The following is a 3,071-nucleotide window of genomic DNA, read 5'->3' on the forward strand; positions in this document are numbered from 1 at the left end:
GACACCCCGACGCCGTCAGCTCCGCGATCTGCTGCAACGTCGCCCCGATGTCCGACGTCCGCGTCGTCGTCATCGACTGCACCGACACCGGCGCGTCCCCGCCCACCGCGACGGACCCGACCTGGATCTGCCGGCTCTTGCGGCGCTCGGCGAGCCTGGTCGGAACGGACGGCATGCCGAGAGAAATCGCAGTCATCTGCTGTGCAACCCCAAGTCGTGGATCAAGGTCTGGTCCCGTGCTCAGCGGGCTCCGGCCTTCGAGATTACGGCACCCGCCCGAGCCCGGGCACATCGCGCCGGTCAAACCCGCTCAACGGATGACGGCCGGGAACCAAAGGTCCCCGGCCGTCACGAACGCCACATGACTAGGAAATTTTGACGGGGTTAACCACGTCGGCGATGAGGACCAGGATGGTGAAGCAGACGAAGATCCCGGCCACCACATAGGCCACCGGCATCAGCTTCGCCACGTCGAACGGGCCCGGGTCCGGCCGGCGCAGCACCTTCGCCGCCTGGCGGCGCAGCGACTCCCACAGCGCGCCCGCGATATGCCCGCCGTCGAGCGGGAGCAGCGGGAGCATGTTGAACAGGAACAGCGAGAGGTTGAAGCCCGCGACCAGCATCAGGGCCATCGCCAGCTGCTGGGTCGGCGGGATGTCGAGGGTGAAGATCTCACCGCCGACGCGGGCCGCGCCGACCACGCCCATCGGGGAGTCGGCGGCGCGCGGGGCGCCGTCGAAGGCCGCGTTCCACAGGGCCGGGATCTTGCCGGGCAGGCTCGCGATGGAGTCGACGGCCTCGCCGAGCCGGTCGCCCATCCAGGTCACGGACTCGCCGAGGTCCAGGCGTACGACACCGGTGGCGGCGCTGAAGCCGAGGAAGCCCGCGGTGACGTACTGGCCCTCGACGATCTGGCCGCTGGAGTCCTTCTTGGCGACCTGGTTGGTGGCGATCTTCGCGTGCAGGGAGACTTCCTGGCCCTTGCGCTCGACGATGATCGGCACGTCCTTGCCGGGGGTGGCGCGGATGAGGTCGGAGAGCTGGTTCCAGTCGTCCGTCCGCACCCCGTCGAAGGAGACGATCTTGTCGCCGGCCTTGAGGCCCGCCGCCGCGGCCGGGGAGGGCGCGTCGGAGGCCTTGCAGGTGTCGCGGTTCTGGCTCTGTGCGATGACGCACTGGGAGACCGAGCTGACGGTGTTGGTCTGCTGGGAGATGCCGAAGCCCATCAGCACGGTGAGGAACAGCGCCACCGCCAGGACCAGGTTCATGAAGGGGCCCGCGAACATCACGATGACCCTCTTCCACGGCTTGCGCGTGTAGAAGAGGCGGGTCTCGTCCCCTGGTTCGAGCTCCTCGAAGGCGGCGGAGCGGGCGTCCTCGATCATGCCGCGCCAGGGCGAGGTGGAGCGGGCCGAGATCCGGCCGTCGTCGCCCGGCGGGAACATGCCGATCATGCGGATGTAGCCGCCGAACGGGACGGCCTTGACGCCGTACTCGGTCTCGCCCTTCTTCCGCGACCAGATGGTCGGGCCGAAGCCGACCATGTACTGCGGCACGCGGATCCCGAAGAGCTTGGCCGTGGACAGATGCCCCAGCTCGTGCCAGGCGATCGAGACCAGCAGGCCGACCGCGAACACGACTATGCCGAGGATCATCATCAGGGTCGTCATGCACGCGCCTCCGCGGTCGCCGTCGTCGTCTGTGCTGTCAGTTCCCCGGCCCTGGCTCGCGCCCAGGCCTCCGCTTCGAGGACGTCCGACACGGTCAGTGAAGTTCCCGTGCGCGGCGCGCCGTGCTCCTCGACCACCCGTGTCACCGTCTCCATGATCCCGTTGAACGGCAGGGCGCCGTTCAGGAACGCTTCGACGCACTCCTCGTTGGCCGCATTGAACACTGCCGGGGCCGTGCCCGCGAGCTCCCCGACGTGCCGGGCGAGCCCGACGGAGGGGAAGGCCTCACCGTCGAGCGGGAAGAACTCCCAGGTCGAAGCCTTGCTCCAGTCGAAGGCCGGGGCCGCGTCCGGTACCCGTTCGGGCCAGCCGAGACCGATGGCGATCGGCCCTCCCATGTCGGGGGGCGTCGCCTGGGCCAGGGTGGATCCGTCCGTGAACTCAACCATCGAGTGAACATACGACTGGGGATGCACGACGACCTCAATGCGGTCGAAGGGAATGTCGTACAGCAGGTGCGCCTCGATGACTTCGAGACCCTTGTTGACGAGGGTCGCGGAGTTGACCGTGATCACCGGGCCCATCGCCCAGGTGGGGTGGGCGAGGGCGTCCTGGACGGTGACGTTCGCCAGTTCCGCCTTGGTCCGGCCGCGGAAGGGACCGCCGGAGGCGGTGACGACGAGCTTGCGCACGTCGGCCCGGGTGCCGGCCGCCAGGGCCTGGAAGAGGGCCGCGTGCTCGGAGTCCACCGGGATGATCTGCCCGGGCTTGGCGAGCGCCTTGACCAGCGGGCCGCCGACGATGAGCGACTCCTTGTTGGCCAGCGCGAGGGTGCGGCCGGCCTCCAGGGCGGCGAGGGTCGGGGCGAGGCCGATGGATCCGGTGATGCCGTTCAGGACGGTGTGGCAGTCGGAGGCGGCGACCTGCGCGGCCGCGTCCGGGCCGGCGAGGATCTCGGGGAGCGGCTCGCCCGCCCCGTACCGGGCGGCGAGCGCCTCGCGCAGCGCGGGGACGACGTCCTCGCGGGCCACGGCCACCGTGTGCACCCGCAGCCGGTGGGCCTGCTCGGCGAGCAGTTCGACCCGGCCGCCCGCGGCGGACAGGGCGGTGACGCGGAAGCGGTCCGGATTGCGCAGGACGAGGTCGATGGCCTGGGTGCCGATCGAGCCGGTGGAGCCGAGGATCACCACGTCCTTGGGCCCGTCCCCCGCGACGGGGTCGAAGACGAGGTGCGGGTCGGCGAGCGGGGCCGGGCTCACGCGGCCGGCGGGGCTTTCGGTCATTGCTCCATTGTGGCCCGGTCCGCGGCGGCGGCTGACAGCGCGTCCTCGTCGCGGGACCGCCGACGGCCCCGGGCAACCGGAGCGCCGGGTTCCCGGGCCCTCGGGGCCGTGGGGGTGC

The 3,071-nt window shown here is 70.6% G+C and carries 3 protein-coding genes; all 3 read right to left on the reverse strand.

The window, feature by feature from the left end; all coding sequences use genetic code 11:
- Positions 1–196, reverse strand: a 196-nt coding sequence (locus tag ABT085_RS45245; RefSeq protein ID WP_351622770.1) for a flavodoxin-dependent (E)-4-hydroxy-3-methylbut-2-enyl-diphosphate synthase, incomplete at its 3' end; no start/stop codon positions are given.
- Positions 197–365: 169 nt separating this feature from the next.
- Complete coding sequence (locus ABT085_RS45250) at positions 366–1,670, reverse strand: M50 family metallopeptidase (RefSeq protein WP_502982990.1); 1,305 nt, start codon at positions 1,668–1,670, stop codon at positions 366–368.
- Positions 1,667–2,953 (reverse strand): 1-deoxy-D-xylulose-5-phosphate reductoisomerase, encoded by a 1,287-nt coding sequence (dxr, locus tag ABT085_RS45255; RefSeq protein ID WP_351622773.1) that lies wholly within the window; start codon positions 2,951–2,953, stop codon positions 1,667–1,669. The genes ABT085_RS45250 and dxr overlap by 4 nt, the downstream gene beginning before the upstream one ends.
- Positions 2,954–3,071: the final 118 nt, after the last annotated feature.

It is taken from the genome of Streptomyces sp. NPDC002265, from assembly GCF_040296125.1.
GTDB lineage: Bacteria > Actinomycetota > Actinomycetes > Streptomycetales > Streptomycetaceae > Streptomyces.

Coding starts and splice junctions, on each gene's coding strand:
- ABT085_RS45250 (WP_502982990.1), bottom strand. CDS start 1,670: ATGACGACCCTGATGATGATCCTCGGCATAGTCGTGTTCGCGGTCGGC.
- dxr (WP_351622773.1), bottom strand. CDS start 2,953: ATGACCGAAAGCCCCGCCGGCCGCGTGAGCCCGGCCCCGCTCGCCGAC.